General features: G+C 47.0%; 19 protein-coding genes. 9 read left to right on the forward strand and 10 right to left on the reverse strand.

The annotated features are described in order from the left end of the window. Positions 1 to 52: 52 nt before the first annotated feature. The 7 genes from fabZ (at position 53) to R2103_RS00350 (ending at position 5,680) form a co-directional block, all read left to right on the forward strand. Positions 53 to 496, forward strand: coding sequence for a 3-hydroxyacyl-ACP dehydratase FabZ (gene fabZ, locus R2103_RS00320; RefSeq protein WP_108699460.1), 444 nt, complete (start codon positions 53 to 55; stop codon positions 494 to 496). Positions 497 to 567: 71 nt separating this feature from the next. Then, positions 568 to 1,149 carry a ribonuclease HII gene (rnhB, locus tag R2103_RS00325; RefSeq protein ID WP_317532031.1) on the forward strand — a complete coding sequence of 194 codons (582 nt, stop codon included), beginning with the start codon at positions 568 to 570 and terminating at the stop codon, positions 1,147 to 1,149. A gap of 342 nt (positions 1,150 to 1,491) precedes the next feature. Further along, positions 1,492 to 2,139, forward strand: coding sequence for a hypothetical protein (locus tag R2103_RS00330; RefSeq protein ID WP_317529605.1), 648 nt, complete (start codon positions 1,492 to 1,494; stop codon positions 2,137 to 2,139). A gap of 216 nt (positions 2,140 to 2,355) precedes the next feature. Further along, complete coding sequence (locus R2103_RS00335; protein WP_317529606.1) at positions 2,356 to 2,784, forward strand: Hsp20/alpha crystallin family protein; 429 nt, start codon at positions 2,356 to 2,358, stop codon at positions 2,782 to 2,784. A 179-nt stretch (positions 2,785 to 2,963) separates the two neighbouring features. After that, positions 2,964 to 4,889 carry an ATP-binding cassette domain-containing protein gene (locus R2103_RS00340; protein WP_317529607.1) on the forward strand — a complete coding sequence of 642 codons (1,926 nt, stop codon included), beginning with the start codon at positions 2,964 to 2,966 and terminating at the stop codon, positions 4,887 to 4,889. Between the two features lie 107 nt (positions 4,890 to 4,996). Then, the gene (locus tag R2103_RS00345; protein ID WP_317529608.1) at positions 4,997 to 5,323 is read left to right on the forward strand and encodes a c-type cytochrome; all 327 of its coding nucleotides are present in this window, start codon (positions 4,997 to 4,999) and stop codon (positions 5,321 to 5,323) included. Positions 5,324 to 5,350: 27 nt separating this feature from the next. Next, complete coding sequence (locus R2103_RS00350) at positions 5,351 to 5,680, forward strand: c-type cytochrome (RefSeq protein WP_317529609.1); 330 nt, start codon at positions 5,351 to 5,353, stop codon at positions 5,678 to 5,680. Between the two features lie 71 nt (positions 5,681 to 5,751). Here R2103_RS00350 and R2103_RS00355 read toward each other — a convergent pair whose 3' ends face one another. Genes R2103_RS00355 through aat form a run of 6 tightly spaced genes read right to left on the reverse strand, consistent with a single transcriptional unit; the run spans position 5,752 to position 9,989 of the window. After that, positions 5,752 to 6,189, reverse strand: a complete 438-nt coding sequence (locus tag R2103_RS00355) for a DUF1841 family protein (protein WP_317529610.1) — start codon at positions 6,187 to 6,189, stop codon at positions 5,752 to 5,754. An 11-nt stretch (positions 6,190 to 6,200) separates the two neighbouring features. Continuing rightward, positions 6,201 to 6,839, reverse strand: coding sequence for an endonuclease III (gene nth / locus R2103_RS00360; RefSeq protein WP_317529611.1), 639 nt, complete (start codon positions 6,837 to 6,839; stop codon positions 6,201 to 6,203). A 1-nt stretch (position 6,840) separates the two neighbouring features. Then, entirely contained in the window at positions 6,841 to 7,497 is a 657-nt protein-coding gene (locus R2103_RS00365; RefSeq protein ID WP_317529612.1) for an RnfABCDGE type electron transport complex subunit B, read from the reverse strand. A 1-nt stretch (position 7,498) separates the two neighbouring features. Then, positions 7,499 to 8,530, reverse strand: a complete 1,032-nt coding sequence (locus R2103_RS00370) for a quinone-dependent dihydroorotate dehydrogenase (protein WP_317529613.1) — start codon at positions 8,528 to 8,530, stop codon at positions 7,499 to 7,501. Between the two features lie 40 nt (positions 8,531 to 8,570). Next, a complete protein-coding gene (locus R2103_RS00375) occupies positions 8,571 to 9,278 on the reverse strand; it encodes an arginyltransferase (RefSeq protein ID WP_317529614.1) in 708 nt (235 codons plus the stop codon). 12 nt (positions 9,279 to 9,290) lie between these two features. Next, positions 9,291 to 9,989, reverse strand: a complete 699-nt coding sequence (gene aat, locus R2103_RS00380) for a leucyl/phenylalanyl-tRNA--protein transferase (RefSeq protein WP_317532032.1) — start codon at positions 9,987 to 9,989, stop codon at positions 9,291 to 9,293. 298 nt (positions 9,990 to 10,287) lie between these two features. On the opposite strand from aat, the gene R2103_RS00385 reads away from it, so the two are divergent. Next, positions 10,288 to 11,226, forward strand: coding sequence for a porin family protein (locus R2103_RS00385; protein ID WP_317529615.1), 939 nt, complete (start codon positions 10,288 to 10,290; stop codon positions 11,224 to 11,226). A gap of 340 nt (positions 11,227 to 11,566) precedes the next feature. Here R2103_RS00385 and R2103_RS00390 read toward each other — a convergent pair whose 3' ends face one another. The 4 genes from R2103_RS00390 to R2103_RS00405 form a co-directional block, all read right to left on the reverse strand. Next, positions 11,567 to 14,317 carry a multicopper oxidase domain-containing protein gene (locus R2103_RS00390; RefSeq protein ID WP_317529616.1) on the reverse strand — a complete coding sequence of 917 codons (2,751 nt, stop codon included), beginning with the start codon at positions 14,315 to 14,317 and terminating at the stop codon, positions 11,567 to 11,569. Positions 14,318 to 14,352: 35 nt separating this feature from the next. Next, positions 14,353 to 15,369 (reverse strand): multicopper oxidase domain-containing protein, encoded by a 1,017-nt coding sequence (locus R2103_RS00395; RefSeq protein WP_317529617.1) that lies wholly within the window; start codon positions 15,367 to 15,369, stop codon positions 14,353 to 14,355. Between the two features lie 231 nt (positions 15,370 to 15,600). After that, a complete protein-coding gene (locus R2103_RS00400; RefSeq protein WP_317529618.1) occupies positions 15,601 to 16,326 on the reverse strand; it encodes a response regulator transcription factor in 726 nt (241 codons plus the stop codon). 263 nt (positions 16,327 to 16,589) lie between these two features. Then, a complete protein-coding gene (locus R2103_RS00405) occupies positions 16,590 to 17,273 on the reverse strand; it encodes a response regulator transcription factor (RefSeq protein WP_317529619.1) in 684 nt (227 codons plus the stop codon). A gap of 512 nt (positions 17,274 to 17,785) precedes the next feature. Between R2103_RS00405 and R2103_RS00410 the strand changes: the two genes are divergently transcribed. Continuing rightward, positions 17,786 to 18,655 (forward strand): PEP-CTERM sorting domain-containing protein, encoded by an 870-nt coding sequence (locus tag R2103_RS00410; RefSeq protein WP_317529620.1) that lies wholly within the window; start codon positions 17,786 to 17,788, stop codon positions 18,653 to 18,655. The last annotated feature ends 55 nt before the right edge of the window (positions 18,656 to 18,710 follow it).

The following is an 18,710-nucleotide window of genomic DNA, read 5'->3' on the forward strand; positions in this document are numbered from 1 at the left end:
AGTCAATTCAGTCAATGTTGATCGCGTCCCAAGGGCTAAAAAGGAAAATAAAATGAGCACCATGAATATTCACGAAATCTTGAAATACTTACCACACCGCTACCCGATTTTACTGGTAGACCGGGTCATTTCATATGAAGCGGGCAAGGATATCGTCGCATTGAAAAACGTTTCCATTAACGAACCGTTCTTTTCCGGACATTTTCCGCATCATCCCGTCATGCCGGGTGTTTTGATTGTCGAAGCATTAGCGCAAGCTGCCGCGATTCTGACGCTGAGAACCGAAGATACGGTTAACAAAGAAGACACGGTTTACTATTTTGTCGGTATCGACGGTGTCCGTTTCAAGAAACCGGTCATCGCCGGTGATCAGCTAATCCTCAAAGTGGCCATCGAACGGCAAATCAAAGGACTGTGGAAGTATTCGGCGCGCGCGGAAGTCGATGGGCAGCTCGTGACTGAAGCTCAACTGATGTGCACCTCCAGAAGCGTCTAGGATCCGATCCTATCGATTGAAATAGTGACTGCAGCGGAGACTGAAGAATCGTAACACCATGCGCCAATGAGCTGATTTGCGGTGTCGACGAAGCTGGCCGGGGACCCCTCGCCGGATCCGTTTATGCAGCTTGTGTGATACTGAAAGCCGACCACCCGATCACTGGACTGGCCGATTCTAAAAAGCTCAGTGAAAATAAGCGCGATGCGCTTGCAATCATGATCAAACAACATGCTGCCGCATGGGCCGTGGCATGGGCCACAGTCGAAGAGATCGATCAACTCAATATCCTGCAAGCAAGCTTATTGGCCATGCAACGTGCCGTTAAAAGCCTGCCGTTTGTGCCTGATGTCGCGCTCGTCGATGGCAATCAAAGTCCGCGCTTGCCATGTCCGGTGCGCACCATCATCCGGGGTGACAGTCTGATACCCGCCATTTCAGCCGCTTCCATTCTAGCCAAAACTGCACGTGATGCAGAAATGAAGCGATTGCATCAGCTTTATCCGTGTTACGGCTTTGATAAGCACAAAGGCTATGGAACCAAAGCGCATTTGGCCGCGCTGCAAGAATATGGTGCTTGTAAAATACACCGGCAAAGTTTTGCGCCGGTAAAATGCCTTAAACTTGCGATGATCATTGAATCGCCACGATGATTTTCATACCGCACCATCTTTTAAAACGACGTAGGATGTGCTGAGCGCAGTGAAGCGCATCACTCGTAATGGATGCCCCTCTCTACCGCGCCGTAAGGTAAATCAAAATACCATTGCGTAAGCATGGCGTTTTGCAGGAAATTACCGGACAGAGACCCATATCACGTGTTCATTTGCGCCCGCTATTGGGCCACTTTTAGCGATTGAGCTGATTAATGCCCGTGAGTCGTTCCGATAGGTGGAGCATCGCAAGTAGCGTTCGCTATAGCCGAGATTCGCTCAGTTTGTTCTTCAACAATGTTATGATTTGCTCCTGAATATGAACCCATCGCTGGAGAAATCATGCGTGACTCAGAACCTCAATCCGGTTTGAATTTTAATTTCATCGTGCCAATTGCCATGTTGGCTGTTTTATTGCTGGTGCCTTTTTCGATCAACGCGGTGTTGCATAAGTTGTCGGCTAAAAGGATACACAACCCGGTGATCATGAAATTGCCGCTGGATAGCACGGTAATTACGATTCCATCCGAGGTGAAACAATATGAGCCGTTCGAGGTGGCGGTCAATCTGGAAACAAAACATCTTGCCAAGTTTTTAAATGAAATTGTAGCGACGGCGTCCGAAGGGACTTCGATACATGGAATTCGCGGTGTCGTGTCACCCAATATGAAGGCTGAGATCGCTGGCGATGATTTTGAAATTGACAGATTGGGCGCGCAGGATCCGGTTTCGGATTATGGCGGTACGGCCAAATGGCGCTGGCGCGTGACGCCGGAATCATCCGGGGAACAGGTGTTAAAGTTTCAGCTGCATATAGTGACGCAAGATAATGCGCAGGCAGACACTAAAGTGCTGGGTCTCGCCGAAGCGAATTTTTCCGTCCAGGCGAATCTGTCGGAGTGGATGAAACGGAACGGAGTCTGGGTTGCTGTATTACTGACGGTACTTGCAGCGGTCTTTTATGGCTTGCGGCGGCGTTACGCGCGTTAGTTACCCATTTGATTTGTATTGAGAATTATAATAATCGTATTGAATGATTTTCCCGGGTGCTTGAAAAAAAATAATTGATCCTTATATCAGGTTTGAAAGTGTATTTTTTGTAACTGTGAAAACGCTGCATTAAACGTAGAGCAATTTGAGATTGAATGAGGCGTTGATGTTGAACTTACACAATGTGCTTTTTTAATTGATAAGGAGAAATTGAGTATGGCTATTACACGTTATGAACCTTGGGGATTGTTAAGTCAACTGCAAAGAGAATTGGAACGCAGCGTCGCTGAAGGTTCTACCGCAACGGCGGAGTGGTCTCCTGCGGTGGATATTAGGGAAGAAGCGGATAAATTTGTTATTCATGCGGATATTCCCGGGGTAAAACCGGAAGAAATCGATATCAGCATGGAAGATGGCGTACTTACCATCAGAGGTGAGAAAAAATCGGAAAGTAAAACCGAAAAAGAAGGCTACAAACGCGTTGAGCGCACGTACGGTTCCTTCTACCGCCGCTTCAGTCTGCCGGATACCGCTAACGCTGAAGCGATTTCCGCATCGTCAAAACACGGTGTGCTGGAGGTGGTTATACCGAAGCGTGAAGCCGTGCAACCGAAGAAAATTAACGTCACCGCTGCGGCTGAGTAATGCAGTCTTTTTGACGCGCAGGGATGCGAAATGGAGCCTTCGGGCTCCATTTTTATTACACCTGTTTTTGCCAAGCGGGCCAAAGCATGACAAAATTGCCTCCCTTGGTTTATTGAGAAATGCAAAATCAATAACTTGATTAATCCCGCAATCGTTTTTATCCACATTAAACTTCACTGATGCCGCTCATTACACTGGAAAATGCCTGCCTGGCTTTTGGCCACCATGCTTTGCTTGATCATGCCAACTTGCAGCTCGACCCAGGCGAGCGTGCCGGTTTGATCGGCAGAAACGGCGGCGGTAAGTCAAGTTTGCTGCGATCGTTGGCGGGCGAGATTAAGCTCGATGACGGCCGGCTCTGGCGCGCGCCTAATTTAAAGCTGGCGTATGTGCCGCAAGAACCGCTGTTGAATCCCGCCAATACGGTATATCAAGAAGTTTCCACGGGTTTGGGCAATATCAGTCAGATTCTGCTGGATTATCATGCCGTTTCGCATGCATTAAGCGAAACACCGGAAAATACCGAAGCATTGCTGATCCGTCTGCAAGATTTGCAAGGCGCTTTGGAAACCGACGGCGGATGGAACCTGCAAGCAAAAATAGAAACCGTGATCGATAAACTGAATTTGCCTGCGGATACCTTGATCGATCATCTCTCCGGCGGCTTAAAAAAGCGCGTGGCATTGGCCCGTGCGCTAGTGATATCGCCGGATGTGCTGCTACTGGATGAGCCGACCAATCATCTGGATTTTTCTTCTATTGAATGGCTGGAAGGATTGCTGCGGGATTTTTCCGGTAGCGTTCTGTTTATCACACATGATCGCCGTTTTCTCGATAACGTAGCGACCAGAATTATTGAGCTGGATCGCGGAAATTTGCAAACTTTCTCCGGCAATTTCTCCGATTACCAGCGCCAGAAAGCGGAAATGCTCGAAGTCGAAGCGATACATAACCGGAAATTCGATAAATTCCTGGCGCAGGAAGAAGTCTGGATACGCAAAGGAATCGAAGCGCGGCGTACGCGTAATGAAGGCAGAGTGCGAAGACTGGAGGCATTGCGGCTGGAGCGCGCAGCGCGCCGGGACAAGGTTGGAAAGGCCAATATCAATGTTGATGCGGGTGAGCGTTCGGGTAAGCTGGTTGCTGAGCTGGAGCACGTCAATAAAAGCTATGGTGATAAAGCGATTATCAAGGATTTCTCCTGCCGCATTATGCGCGGTGACCGGGTGGGATTGCTGGGCCCGAATGGTGCTGGAAAATCGACGTTGTTAAAATTGATTCTGGGTGAATTGCAACCTGATTCCGGCAACCTTCAGCAAGGAACCAAGCTGTCGGTTGCTTACTTCGATCAGATGCGCGAGCAGCTCAATGAAGAAATGGTTCTGACGGATACCATCAGCCCGGGTTCCGATTTTGTTGAGATTAACGGTAAACGCAAGCATGTCATCAGTTATCTGGAGGATTTCTTGTTTCCTCCGGAACGCGCCCGTTCGCCCGTCAAATCACTTTCAGGCGGTGAACGTAATCGTTTGTTGCTGGCGCGATTATTTACCCGCCCTGCCAATGTGCTGGTACTGGATGAACCCACTAACGATTTGGATATAGAAACATTGGAATTGTTGGAAGCCCTGTTGCAAGACTATTCCGGCACGTTGTTTTTGGTCAGTCATGACCGGGAATTTTTGGATAATGTCGTTACACAAGTAATTGCATTTGAAGGAAATGGAAAATTATGTGAATATATTGGCGGTTATGAAGATTGGATACGTGCAAAACAGTTTGAAGATAATAGCAATCAGCAAAAAACAGTATCGAAGCAGCCGGAAACCTCACCAACCAGTAGTTCTACAGCGGCAAAGCCTGCTCGAACTAAAAAATTGAGTTATCAGGAAGCACGTGAGCTTGAAGCATTACCTGGTAAAATTGATAAGTTGGAACGGGAGCAGGCCAATATTACTTTACGCCTGAACGAACCAACAATTTATCGTGATCACCCAGACGAAGTAAAAGCATTACAAACACGCTTAGCGGCGATTGAAAAAGAATTGACAGACTGCCTTGCAAAATGGGAAGAATTGGAGTCGAAATCTACTGCAAAAATGTAGCTCGGGCAACAAATTTCCCCATAAACAACATGGACATGCTTACACTTATTCATTGACCAAATCGGGCGCATCGTTTAAAGTTCAACTTTTGAGAGAAGGAGGCTTACATGAAACAAAAATCGATTATGAATTTATTACTTGCCTTGGGCATGTTCTTGGCATTTTCGGGAGCAACTCAAGCAGCTGGAGACGCAGCGGCAGCAAAAGACAAGTTATCAATGTGTGAAGGTTGTCACGGAATTCCAGGTTATAAAACAGCTTTTCCTAGCGCTTATCATGTTCCCAAACTGGGCGGACAACATGCAGAATATATCATTAAAGCGTTGGAAGGTTACAAAAGTGGTTCACGTAGCCATCCTACCATGACGGCCTTAGCTAAGACATTGTCTCAACAAGATATCGAAGATCTTGCTGCATATTATTCTAAAAATTAACTGAGTCATTCACGCAAGGAACGAATTATGAAGAATTATTTAATTGCCGCATTAAGCGGAGCAGCGTTGATATTATCAAGTCAAGTAATGGCTGCTGATATTGAAGCAGGTAAAAGTAAAGCAGCTGAAGTTTGTGCTTCCTGTCATGGCGTTGACGGTAATAGCCCGGCACCTAATTTCCCCAAAATTGGCGGACAATACAGAACTTACATCGCAAAAGCATTGAAAGACTATAAATCCGGCACCCGGAATGATCCAATTATGGCGGGAATGACTGCCAATTTGTCACCTGCCGATATTGAAAACCTGGCTTTCTATTATTCCAGCCAGGCAGGTAGTCTGAATTCAAACAAATAATATTTATTTGAACTGACAACGAATTCAAAAGCGGGATAAATACCAGTCGATGGTTTTATCCCGTTTTCATTTTAATTGACCGAACCCAGCTGTTTATCCAAACAATCGAAATAGATGCCGGCATCCGGCGCGGATTGCGTACGCTGCGCTTGCCATATCATTTCTGCCAGGCATTCCATCGTCTGATGTGCCGCAACGTGTTCACTTCCGCAATGCTTCTGTAGACGCGCAAATCGCTCGCAAATTCCAACCGGTTGATTAATGGACAACTGTTCTTTGATCGCTACGTGCATGCTCATGTGCAGGAATGGATTTGTATCACCCATTTCCGGTGAGTAATCCTTATCCAAATAGCGCTCGGGGTCGCTGAGAATGTCATGGTATTCCGGGTGAAGCAGTATGACCTCGAGCGCGATCGTTTCGATACCGGATAATATTTCCCGCTGACGGTACTTACGCCATGTGTCGAAAAATAATTGCCGCGCTTGTTCTCTCGATGGTTTAAACATAAATAGTGTGATTAGAGTGCAAAATTTTTGTCTTTGAATTCACATAAATGATTGATCGTGCAAATTGCACAGGCCGGTTTTCTGGCTTTGCAAACATACCGGCCATGAAGGATCAGCCAATGGTGTGCATCATGGCGAAATTCCTTCGGTACTGCTTTGAGCAGCTTTAATTCGACTTCCAGAACATTTTTGCCGGGGGCTAGTCCAGTACGATTCGAAACCCGGAAAATATGCGTATCCACTGCAATCGTAGGTTCGCCAAACGCGGTATTTAGAATGACATTGGCAGTTTTACGTCCGACCCCGGGTAATGCTTCCAGTTGCGCGCGCGTACGGGGTACTTCGCTGCGATGATGCTGGATCAGCAATTGGCAGGTTGCCAGAATATTTTTCGCCTTGGTTTTATATAGCCCGATGCTTTTGATACATTCAAGCAAACCCGTTTCACCCAAAGCAAGAATTTTTTCCGGCGTATTGGCGTGAGGAAATAATTTCCGTGTTGCCAGATTCACGCTTTTGTCGGTAGCTTGCGCCGATAAAATAACCGCGATCAGCAGTTCAAAAGGGGAACGATATTCCAGCTCGGTGGTTGGATGCGGATTGGTTGATTGCAAACAAGTAAAAATTTCGTGCCGCTTGGCTGAATTCATGTCATTCCACCGGCGGCCGGTTATTATCAGTCCGGGCACGGATGGCCATGGCACGTTTTAAGGCTGCCTGCACGATGGCATGCTTACGTTCTTCCGCTGCAGTTGGGGTTATTTCCGGTTGTGCAATGGCTTTAGTGGGTGCTTTGGGACTGGCTTGTTTTGCTCTCGCTAACCGCTGCAATCTGAAGTGATACCGTGAGCGTGCGTTATCGGCGGCTTGTTTCTGCCGTATGCCGTCGGTCTTCTCGGCGACGGACACCAGGCTAATACAATCCATGGGGCAAGGCGCGATGCATAACTCGCATCCGGTGCATTCTGCGGCGATGACCGTGTGCATTTGTTTGCCAGCTCCAACAATGGCATCGACAGGACAAACCCGAGTGCAGAACGTGCAGCCGATACATAACTGCTCGTCAATTCTGGCAACGACTTTACCGGACCGGGGAAAGCCATGCGACGTGTTCAACGGTTTGGGCGGAACACCCAATAATTGCGCCAATTTCTCGATACCTTCCTGATCGCCGGGTGGACATTGATTAATATCCGCGCGACCTTCGGCTATTGCTTCCGCGTAAGGCCTGCAGCCGGGAAAGCCGCATTTTCCACATTGTGTTTGCGGCAATAGCGCGTCGATTTCTTCTATCAACAATTGATTCATGCTAATTCGATTCTTTTGCGTGATCAGCACAGATCACCCGTGCAATTTCCTTAACCAAATCCGGGCCGCGGTAAATCAAGCCGGTATACAGCTGTACCAAGCTTGCGCCCGCCGCCAGCTTGTCTTGCGCGTCATGCGCCGACAAGATGCCGCCGACGCCGATAACTGGTATGGCACCATGCAGTTCACCATGTAGTTGCTGAATAACCGCTGTAGCGCGTTGTGTCAACGGGGCGCCGCTCAATCCGCCGCTTTCCTGTGCGGCTGGCAAGTGCTCGATGCCTGTCCGTGCAATCGTAGTATTGGTGGCGATCACCCCGTCGATGCGATGTTTTATCAGCAGTGCGGCAATCGACTGGATCTGTGTTTCATCCAGATCGGGGGCGATTTTGACCGCCATCGGCACATATTTTCCATGAATTTGCGCCAGCTTGGCTTGTTCCGACTTTAATTGATCGAGTAACCGGTCGAGTGCATCGGCGCTTTGCAGTTGCCGCAAATTCTGTGTGTTGGGCGATGAGATATTGACCGTCACGTAACTGGCATACGGGTAAACCTTCTGTAAACCGATTCGATAATCGTCGACCGCATTTTCCAGCGGGGTATCGAAATTCTTACCGATATTGATACCGAGTATGCCGCGATAAGCAGAGTGTCTAACGTTTTCAACCAATTGATCGACGCCATGATTATTGAAACCCAGCCGGTTGATGATTGCACTGGCTTCGGGAATGCGAAATATCCGCGGCGCCGGATTTCCCGGTTGCGGCCGTGGCGTGACAGTGCCAATTTCGATAAAGCCGAATCCCAGCATGGCGAGCGCATCTAGGTATTCGCCATTTTTGTCCAACCCGGCGGCAAGTCCGACCGGATTGGGAAAATTTAATCCCATGACAGTGCGGGACGGACAAGCGATGACAGCAGGCGTTAATAAGCCCAATTTTCTGGCCAGCTCAATGCCATCGAACGTGACGCGATGTGCAGATTCGGGATCAAGCTTAAAAAGGAGCGGGCGAAGAAGTGTGTAGAACATGCCGGGTTTTATTTTGAAGGGTTGCCGATTTGAGCCGATTTCACGAAAGAATGCTGCTATCCAGCAAAACCCACTGATTGTTAATCAAGATTTCAAGCGGTTGAAAATTGGCTTTATAGCGCATTTTCCGGTTTTCTTTGATCCAGTAGCCCAGGTAAAGATACTCCAAATGATGCTCCCGGCACTGTTCAATCTGCCATAGGATGTTGTAAGTCCCAAAACTCGCCTGAGCGACCTCGGCATCGTAGAAAGTATAGACCGACGACAGGCCATCCGGCAGCACATCGATAATACTGACCATGCGCAATTGCTCTTTGTCATGGAACTCGATCAATTTGGAATTCACATGACTCTGCAATAGAAAATTGTGATACTGCTCGCGGCAATCATTATCCATGCCGCCGCCAAAATGGCGATTGTTCTGATAGCGTTGATAAAGCGCGTAATGCGCCGGTTTATAATGCAACGGATGCACGGTGGCGGATAAATGCTGATGTTGTTTCCAGGCACGGCGCTGCGCGCGCTTAGACACAAAGTCGGTCACCTTGACCCTTACGGAAAGACAAGCACGACAATGTTCGCAGCATGGCCGGTAGGTATAATGGCCGCTGCGGCGGAAACCGGCTTGTACCAATTTTCCATAAGCTTGCGCATCGATATGATGCTCCGGCGTGACCACCTCGGAGCAAGCGAGCTTGCCGGGCAAGTAACTGCATGAATAAGGATTGGTGGTGTGAAATTTAAGCACAGGTATCTGTCATTATTCGATTGGAATGCGATCAAAATTCCATGTGTTGCCGGGCTCGATTCCGGTTATTAAGTCATCCAATGTTTGACTGAATTCCGTTCGTGAAATTTCCCGCGCACCCAAAGACGCCAGGTGGCTGGTTCTGACCTGGCAATCAATCAAGCCAAATTGCCAATATTGTAGCTGCTTTACCAGGTGCACGAAGGCGATTTTTGATGCATCTGGCTGGCGCGAGAACATCGATTCGCCAAAAAACACTTTTCCTAGCGCAACACCATAAAGCCCGCCGATGAGTTCACCATTGACCCAGGTTTCCACGGAGTGCGCCAGTCCCATTTTGTGAAGCGCGCTATAAGCGGTCACCATTTGCGGGTGTATCCAAGTACCTGCTTGATCTTTGCGCGGCGCGGCACAGGCTTGCATGACCTGGGTAAAACTGCGGTCCGTGCAAATGTGGTAATGGTCTTTTTTCAGCGTTTTGCGTAGTGACCGGGAGATTTTTAATTCGGCGGGAAACAGCACCATTCGGGGATCCGGACTCCACCAAAGGATTGGATCGTCTTCATTGAACCAGGGAAAAATGCCCTTGCGATAAGCCGCAAGCAAGCGTTGCGGTGACAGATCTCCTCCCACAGCCAATAATCCGTTGGGCTCGGTAAGCGCATTTTCCACGGGTGGAAACGGTGTAAAAGAGTTCATTTTGGGAATAATTTCTCTATCTATTTAATTCAGCAGTGATTTTATCAAATCGTTGTTTGGGAAAATATGTGACATATATCCCGAAGCAATACAGTGCATGCCATTTAGTCAAATATCCCATTGAATATGGATAAATGTCCCGATTCTGGGGCTGTTTTAAATCAAGCACTTCTGCTGCAAGCAGCAAAGTATTAACGGCGTTCTTCATTCAGGTTGATGCAGATCAATGTATCTGTATATCTTTTTTTTTATGCTGTCGCGGTTGAAGTCAGTTGCTAATAAAAAAACCAACCCTCTGAAGGAGAATCTTATGAAGTATTTATCACGTAATAAAAAATTAACCGTCAATTTTCTTGCCGGTTCGCTTTTAGCCGCTAGTGCGATGGCTGCGCCTCAAGTCGTGGCAGGTGAAGCAGCTGCTGAGCGTATTAGGCAATTAGAACAAAGCTTGCAAGCTATTCAAGTTGAATTACAAAGAATGAAATCTGAATCCGCTCAGGCTGCACAAAAGGTTAAAAGTATAGAACAAACCGCTACTCAGACAGAACAGAAAATAAATCAGACAGAAAAGAAAATAAATAGTCTTGAAGAGAGAAAGGATGCATTAGCAGAAAAAGTAGATCCTCTAACACAACGGATCGGTACAGATATCACAGAAAAAACTCGCATGCTGCACTTCCGCGGCGGTTTTACACACCAAATGAATCAGCGTAACGGCTCAAGCATACAAAGTATTGTCGCGCCGGTTGGAGCTCAAGATCAGGCTGGTCAAGATGGATGGTATGTGGGTGCAGGTATTGATTGGGGACTGACCAGAGATATGTGGGGGTTTATGCCAAGAACAACAGTCTTTGCAGAATTGATGTTTGAATATAAACAATTTGGCAACCATGTTCAGGGCAATGCGCTGGCTAATGCGCCTACGATGTTAGCGGGCGGTTCACTCAATCCGATTAATGTAACAGTCAGTCAGTTTACTTTAACGGCATCCCCTAAAATCAAATTTTTTGAAGGTTCTAAAATAAGACCTTGGATTATTCCTGCAGGTTTAGCAATTCATGTAATGAGTCCAACGTCTGAAGCCATTACGTATTTAGCGCCAGGCATCCAGTTTGGCGCAGGCGTTGATTACAATATTTGGAAAGATTTCTTTATCGGTATCGATGGCCGCTATCAATTGGTCAATAAGACAGACGGTGTTAATTTGAGCGGTATGACCGCGGGCGGTTATGTTGGAATCGGCTTTTAAAGCATAATTCATCGTTCTCTTTATTGCTCCGTGCGCAGCAGCCAGAAGATTATCAGCGCGTAACGAAGCCTTGGCACCTCGCTATTCGTTTAGCGGGGTGTTTTTTTATGCGCATCTCCAGAGAGCTGGAGAGCTTGCATACTGTTATGCTTCAACACACTGATGTATTGACGGAAATATGATCAGGAGGCTTGTTGCCAGTTGATTCCAATGCGATCCGGTTGGCAAGCAGTATGCTGACGCATGACACATAGCCTTTGGATACATTTCTTTTTTATCAGGCTGATAAAGCGCAACTGCCAGCTTAAGCTGGCAGTTGCGCTTTTATGGTTAGACTAGATTAATGTCCTACAGGATTGCGTTGTGCAGCTGTTAAACCGCTTTTCCATACATCCGGCAGGTTTTGCACCCAGCCGTTGTAGACATTCGGTACAGCCAGAACTCCCTGTCCGCCGAATCCCGGCAAGCTGCTCACCGTGTCATCCTTAGCGGTGCTTGGAGTATCCACCAGAGAAACATAACCAGCAATATGCGCATCGCTGATATCACCGTTATTGTCCGGATCTATATCAACCACCGTCAGCCGGTTACCGAATTTGGTGGTAACGTAAGCGTAGTAACCGCCACCTTCTTTCGCGCCAAAGTTGGCGCCATGGCAGCCCGGATCGCAAGGCAACATTTTGACGATTTTGTCAGTCTTGGTATCGACGATGACAATTTGTCCGCCAGTAGCGGCGATCACGACGGCCTTACCATCCGGAGATACCGGTGATTGAATCGGCAGAACACCCACTGCTATCGCTCCGTTGCCATCATTGTCGGCAAAACTGCCATCGATAGGATTGTAATCCGCAATCAAATTGATGGTTTTCAGCAACGCGCCGTTTGCGCCATCAACAACCGATAGCGAATGATGCAACAGGTTCGCTGCGTAGATTTTGCTGGAATCCGGCATCATACCGATGGCGATCGGATGAGCGCCCGGGGCATTATTTCCCGTTGGGGTACGTGCATGGATTCCGCCAGTAGCACCATAAATACCGATATCATTGGTGTTAATGTTCGGTGTCACAATCTTGGTGCCATCAGCGCTTACCCAATGACCATGCGGATTGGCTGAAGTGTGGCCATGCGCCTGAGTCGGCAGCATTTTGCTGACACTGGTGGTGCCGGCGGGAATTATCGCAACACCGTTCTCGCCGTTGATCGCAATGGTAAGATCATCGTTGGAAGGCAGTGTCACCACATGCGATGGCGTATTGCCAACGGTGATATTTTTGATCAAGGCGCCCGTTTCACGGTTAATCATCGATAACTTGGTATCGAACCACTGGGTTTGATAAATCACCGATTGATCGCGATTGGTCCACATGTTATGCGGATTGTTGTTGTTGATTTCCGGCAATGCAACCTTCCGTTTAACCGTCCAGTTGGTGGTGTCTACTACTGTCGTGGTGCCGGGTTTGTATTTTCCAGCAGTTTTTTCAAATTGCGTGTTAACCCACACTTCCCCAACACCGGGTTTTTCGGGTGCTGCGCCAACGGCTAAAGGCGCATCGACTACATTCAGCGCGGATAACGCTAAGGCTAAACCGCCGTCTTCAATGTTTCCAAACGGTGCGCCGGAAATTCTAACCGGTAAAGTTGGAAATTTTAAGTTCCAGATGCCGGTTGAATAATCCTGCCAATTGCTGGGTGAGGTAGCCACGAAGAACGTTCTTAATAAACGAACGGCCAGATCGCTGCTGGTAGGTAATCCAGCAATGCCGGTAACCAAGTCGATCTTATAATCCATTGCCGGGTTACCTAAATCGAGTCCTTCGGTTTCCGGATCATCGACAATCACCGCACCGAACATGTACGGATGTACTTTACAAGTAAACACATACAGTCCTGGTGTCGTCAGTTTAACGATACCACCGCCACGGTAGGCGGCACTTTGGTCAAATGGCATGTGATGCGCGCCGCTAGGCCATAACAGCGAGCTGATGGTATGTACGCCATTGGTATCGGACATGACGAAGTTTACGCTGCTGCCGGGATACATGACTTCCAGCGATTTGGTTTTAATGTCGAAAGGCAATCCGACGATGGCGTCTCCACGAGGGCTTCTAAACCAGCTGGCCGGTTCGTCGCTGACTTCCAACGTTACGACACCCGGCTCGGATGGACGCGCGCCTAGCAAGATATTGCCATAAGGCGATGCACCGACAACACTGTGTCCGTCTCCACCCGCCGGATCAACGCGGAAACTGCCATGCATACCTGCTTCCATATGCGCGATCAAGTGGCAATGGAATTGCCAATCGCCCGGACCAACCCCGCTACCGGCTTTAATGGTAAAGCTGTGAGTATCGGTACCGTCATTCAGCAATTTGGTGTCTATGACCGTTGCGGTATCGGTTTTTAGCCAGCGGTGCGCATGCAAGTGGAACGTGTGGCCAGGTCCTATCGCCAACACATGGAAACGTACCAGATCGTTTTCAACCGCGCCTAAATCAGGGGCTGCCCAAAGCGGTTTCTGCACGCCATCCGCGGATATTTCGGTACCCCAGAATGTCGAGCCGACCATGAATAACACAAATTGTTTGTCGAGATCGGCCTGTGTAACTGGAACGATGCTGCCATCGCCGTTGACGAAACTATCGATCGGACCGTTCTTTTTGTCGACGATGATGGCGCCGAACAGCCCTAGTAACTCTTTACCGTTGTTATCGCCATGATAAACATAGGTACCGGTTTTATTGGCGTGCAATGTGTAGTTTTGCGTTTGACCCGGTGTGGTCTTTGCGCTATTGCTATTCACCAAACCTGGGACAGTGAAACCGACATCGGCTGCGGTGTTATTAGTCAACGTGATTTGGATGGTATCGCCTTGTTTGACAAATAAGGCCGGGCCTGGAATGACGGCTTCCGCATCGCCGCCGCCCGTGGCATAGCCTAATTGACCGTTAGGCAGAGTTTTGGCTGTGAAATTAAAGCTATGAACTGCGGCCATTGCCATCGATGATGATAAGAATGCGACGGCAAATAGCATAACAACCGCCATTGCCGCAATGTGTTTATTGAATTTTATAATCTGTTCTTTCATGACGTGATCCTTAATATTGGGATGCATATTGCTTATTAATCAACAATGAAGCTGCCTTTCATGCCCAGTAATTTGTTTGAAAAATTGTTATCCACGTATTGCGTGCTGTTTTTAGACCGGATAACGAATACATGTTTTTCCAGGGGGCCGATTGCAACTTGATTGATAAGATTATGTGTACCCGGATCAAACCATTTGTAGTTATTCAGGCTGAAATTGTGGAGATCCGTGCCTAAAGCGATGAGATGAAACCGGACATCGGTGTTTTTAGGTGCGTTGAGCGTTGGATTGACGCCATGCTTGGTTTGCTTTTTGGTTGTGCTATCGATTTCAACACCCCAGAACGCATCGTCTCCGAGATAGAGGACATATTCTTTTGAAAACTTATAACTATTCTGCGGTCTGGGTGTTGCTGCCGGATTGACAATGATTGCGCCAAACAAGCCTTTGTGTTCCGATCCGTTATGATTTTCGTAATTGTGATCGTGGTATGGCCATGTTCCAGCGGTTCCAGGTGCAACATCCCATTCGTATTCATACGATGCGAAGGTATCTTCAGGGCCTTCTCCGGCTCCCTCGTCCAGTTTTCTATTGATCACTCTAAGCGTGCCATCGCTCAAGATTTTGTAATGAACGCCATGAACATGCACGCTTACTTGCTTACTCACTCCTGCTACGGGATAGGCAGGGTCAATCGCGTTTAAAAGGGTTAACTTAACCTTGTCGCCTTCGGTTAGCTCGATAATCGGTCCAGGGATGGTAGGGGCATTACTGTATCTGTCCGTAACATCCAGGCCATCGATCTTATGGCTGAGCATTTGATATGCCAGCAATTTATTGCCGAAACCATCGTCTGAAATATCTTTGGCAGTCATTTCGATCACATGTTCGGCGGCATAACTCTTATCCGCGCCGATAAAGGATATCGACATTGCCAGGACAAAGCCGGCGGCAGCTCGTGCGCATAACGAGCGGTATGGAATCTTTGCTGTTTCGATGGCGCTCTGTGAAAGCGGCATGTCACAACTCGATTGATTAATTTGAAACGACATTTAAGGTTCCCTCCTTAGGTGAAAAAATTCGTAATCAGCGAACCGTGAGGGGAAAATACATCGCGGTTAGTGCGTGCGAGTACTTTCTTTGAATGAGGTCTACGATTCGCGTGAAGCCTACGATTTGAGAAATGGATAGCAGAGATGGAAATTTGCTATCTATTTAATCAGAGAGGGATTTTAACAAACATAACTTCTGCAAAATAGAAGTCATTTGTCCTTAAAATGATGCTATTTTTCGTGATCTTGTGGGAAGAATGTCCCAAGAAGGTGGGATTCTTTGAAGTAATTATACAGCGGTGCTTTGAGGCACAGCTCGATTTGTTTCTTTACACCAATTTTTCTATAAATAACAGAAAGTTGGTTCCTGACCGTTTTTTCCGTGACCAGTAATTGCGCGCTGATTTCTTTCGCCGATAAGCCTTTACATGCCAGATAGGCAATATGGCGTTCACTATCGCTTAATTTGGGTTGCTCCGAGGAGCGCTTGTCGGTTTGTATTTCTATTGGTGGATTGGAATCAAACTGTGCTTGCCAGAGCAGTTTGGTGACGTTGCGATCGAACCAGATTTGTCCCGCATGAATGGCATGAATCGCTTTCAACAGCAAATCGGAAGAGTGATGCTTGCTGATAATACCCATCGCTCCGGAACGAAAGGTTTTTAGATGCGTTTGTTCGCTATTCTGATGAGAAAAAGCCAGTACCTTGCTTTGCGGACAGGCATGCAGCAATTTGGTGATATGTTCGGCATAGTTACCACCGCTCAGCTGTAAATCCATGAGAACGATATCCGGCTTGTGCTGCGCCGCCAGCTTGAATAAGTCTTCGATTGAGCTGGCCTCTGCAACGAGGCGGATGGAATGGTGGCTTTCAAACAGTGAACGCAAGCCAATGCGCACGAGCTCAAAACTTTCAGCCACCAAGAGACGTATTTTTGTCTGAGACTCCTCGACCATGCTTTTTAGTATTTTAAAATTTTATATAGCCCCTGAAGAGGAAGGGCTGATTTATTTGCAGGAGCCGTACACAAATTACACTAAATCTCGCATTCATTCGAGATATATTATGTACTATACAGATTATAAAGATAAATTATTCTATCTGTCTAATTTGGCGATGAATTTTATCAAATCTGCCTGTTGATAAATAGATGGCATTTGTCCCTATGAAAATGCCATTTTCGGAAATTTATCAGAAAAAATGTCCCTATTGCGTAGGATTATTTGAAGTGATCAAATTGAAAAGCTATTAAACATAATTCAATTTGTTTTTTGACGCCGGTTTTTCTATAGATTGCTGATAATTGGTTACGAACAGTTTTTTCCGTGATATCCAGCCGCGCACTGATTTCTTTGGCGGATAAACCTTGACTCGCCAGAAAGGCAATGCGGCGTTCGCAGTTGCTGAATTTAGGGTGAGCCCAAATGTTGTCATTGCAGCGTACTTCTGCCAGTGGATCGGGGCCGGATCGCGCCTGTTGTTGCTGCGGTTCCGTGTTGTCACGGTTAAACCAGGTTTCTCCCGCGTGAACTGCATTGATGGCATTCAGTAGCGCTTGAGTGGATTGGTGCTTGCTGATAATCCCCGATGCGCCGGCATGGAATGCGAGTAAATTGATCGGTTCGCTGATGCAATCGGAAAATGCCAGCACCTTGGTCTGGGGGTGCAAGCGCGTTAATTTGCAAATGTGCTCAGCATCGGCACATTCACTTAGCTGCCAATCAATGAGCGCCACATCGGGACGATGCTCTGCCACCAGCGCAAAAAGATTTGCGATATCGCCGGTCTCGGCGACCAGATGCATGGAAGTGTGATCCTTGAATAAAGCGCGTAAGCCAATGCGAATAAGATCAAAATTTTCTGCAACAAGCACGCGAACTTTATGATGTAATCTATCCGTCATACTGATTCTTATTATTTCTGTGATGGGTATTGGGCGGGATAAAAGGACTTTGTGATCGATCTGAACCCGTTGCCAATTAAGGCTTAAATTAATGATTGTTATTCTATGAACGAATTACAGTATGCCAAGCGGCAAAAAGAAGCGGATAGCTAGTGTTATTTGCTGTTTATGACCAGTAAAGATTGCCGGGTGAATTTAAAAAAGAGATTTTAAGACAGTGAAAATAAAAAATTTTTAATAGAATCTTTGTCAGATATTTTGAAATATTTTTATTTGTGATATCTTTTTTAAATTATTTATAAGCTAATGAAGATAAATTGTTTTTGCATGATTTCTGATGTCAGATAATTTGATAATAAAAAAAAATTAAAATATAAGCAAAATCCTTATTGCATTAAGGACATTTTATCGACAAAATATGCATACCCCTAAAAAAGGGGAGATATATGTATATATATGAAAAATTAATTAAATTTAGTGGTCTTAGAATTTAAAAATAAGGAGTAACAATTATGAAATTTGAATTGAAAAGTCATATTACAAAAGCTGTAGCACTGGCTTTTTGCGGCGCATTGGCAACTGCGGCTCAAGCTGCACCAACGGTGATTAGCGGTTTTGGCACAACTTCCGCTACAATTGCCGACGCAGGTTATTTCTCACCTGCTGGCGCACTCGGCTTAAGCTTCTTGGGCAGAGAATTTGTTAATCATGGCACATTTGCATCCAACTGGTCGCTCTATGACAGTAGCGGACCTGTTGCCGTTGCTGATTCGGTGGGCGGTACCAATCCGCTAAGTACGATTTCTTTTGGCGTAGGCGGCAGCATTTCCGTTACTACCAATCTTGGCAGTAGTGGCTGGAGTCTGCTCGAGACAGTCAGTATTCCAACGAGCGGTCACGTAGCTGTTACAATTCAATTGACCAACAACACGAGTGCTGATGCTACCGGTGTGCAATGGAGCGTTGGTGTTGATCCTGACCAAGGCATTCCAGGCGGTGTCGGATTTGGTACGACAAATGAGGTCCTGGGAGCTGGCGGCACTACTGCTGTAAAAGCGACCAGTCTGGATGGATGGTCGTTAACCCTGGCTAACACCACCAGTGCAGGGGCAGTTGACATTGCTGGGTATGTTGATCCGTTTAGCTGCTGCAGTCCGATTGCTCCTGCTACCATTTTTGCTGCTGGACAATCTGGTAGCCAAGGTTTTTCGGATAGCTCAATCAACTTGGCTTTTGCATTAGGTGATATTGCTAGCGGGGGTAAATCTCAGGTAATCGGCTACGAATACATCATGGCTGTTCCAGAACCAGAAACCTATGCAATGTTGCTGGCTGGTTTAGGTTTGATTGGCTTCTCAGCACGCCGCCGTATCGGTGCTTAAGGCATAAAGCTTTAGTTCTCAAGAAGCCCGCACTTCGCATTGAAGTGCGGGTTTT

The organism is Nitrosomonas sp. Is24, assembly GCF_033063335.1.
Lineage (GTDB): Bacteria > Pseudomonadota > Gammaproteobacteria > Burkholderiales > Nitrosomonadaceae > Nitrosomonas.